This window comes from Weissella uvarum, assembly GCF_016908785.1.
In the GTDB taxonomy this organism is placed as follows: domain Bacteria; phylum Bacillota; class Bacilli; order Lactobacillales; family Lactobacillaceae; genus Weissella; species Weissella uvarum.
Genome location: NZ_JAFBEO010000015.1, coordinates 1 through 1,190, shown reverse-complemented (window position 1 = coordinate 1,190; position 1,190 = coordinate 1). Strand labels below are relative to the sequence as shown.

At 49.0% G+C, this 1,190-nt stretch carries 1 rRNA gene; it reads left to right on the top strand.

Annotated features, from left to right (window positions below):
* Positions 1–2: 2 nt before the first annotated feature.
* Positions 3–1,190 (top strand): 16S ribosomal RNA (locus tag JOC36_RS08655); the annotation flags it as partial.

The window sequence follows — 1,190 nt, the reverse complement described above, 5'->3', positions numbered from 1 at the left end:
TACAAAATGAGAGTTTGATCCTGGCTCAGGATGAACGCTGGCGGCGTGCCTAATACATGCAAGTCGAACGCTTTGTGGTTCAACTGATATGAAGAGCTTGCTCAGATTTGACGATGGACATTGCAAAGAGTGGCGAACGGGTGAGTAACACGTGGGAAACCTACCTCTTAGCGGGGGATAACACTTGGAAACAAGTGCTAATACCGCATAACATTAATAACCGCATGGTTATTAATTAAAAGATGGTTCTGCTATCACTAAGAGATGGTCCCGCGGTGTATTAGCTAGTTGGTAAGGTAACGGCTTACCAAGGCAATGATACATAGCCGAGTTGAGAGACTGATCGGCCACAATGGGACTGAGACACGGCCCATACTCCTACGGGAGGCAGCAGTAGGGAATCTTCCACAATGGACGAAAGTCTGATGGAGCAACGCCGCGTGTGTGATGAAGGGTTTCGGCTCGTAAAACACTGTTGTAAGAGAAGAATGACACTGAGAGTAACTGTTCAGTGTGTGACGGTATCTTACCAGAAAGGAACGGCTAAATACGTGCCAGCAGCCGCGGTAATACGTATGTTCCAAGCGTTATCCGGATTTATTGGGCGTAAAGCGAGCGCAGACGGTTGTTTAAGTCTGAAGTGAAAGCCCACAGCTTAACTGTGGAAGTGCTTTGGAAACTGGATGACTTGAGTGCAGTAGAGGAGAGTGGAACTCCATGTGTAGCGGTGAAATGCGTAGATATATGGAAGAACACCAGTGGCGAAGGCGGCTCTCTGGACTGTAACTGACGTTGAGGCTCGAAAGTGTGGGTAGCAAACAGGATTAGATACCCTGGTAGTCCACACCGTAAACGATGAGTGCTAGATGTTTGAGGGTTTCCGCCCTTAAGTGTCGCAGCTAACGCATTAAGCACTCCGCCTGGGGAGTACGACCGCAAGGTTGAAACTCAAAGGAATTGACGGGGACCCGCACAAGCGGTGGAGCATGTGGTTTAATTCGAAGCAACGCGAAGAACCTTACCAGCTCTTGACATCCTTTGACCACTTCAGAGATGAAGCTTTCCCTTCGGGGACAAAGTGACAGGTGGTGCATGGTTGTCGTCAGCTCGTGTCGTGAGATGTTGGGTTAAGTCCCGCAACGAGCGCAACCCTTATTACTAGTTGCCAGCATTTAGTTGGGCACTCTAGT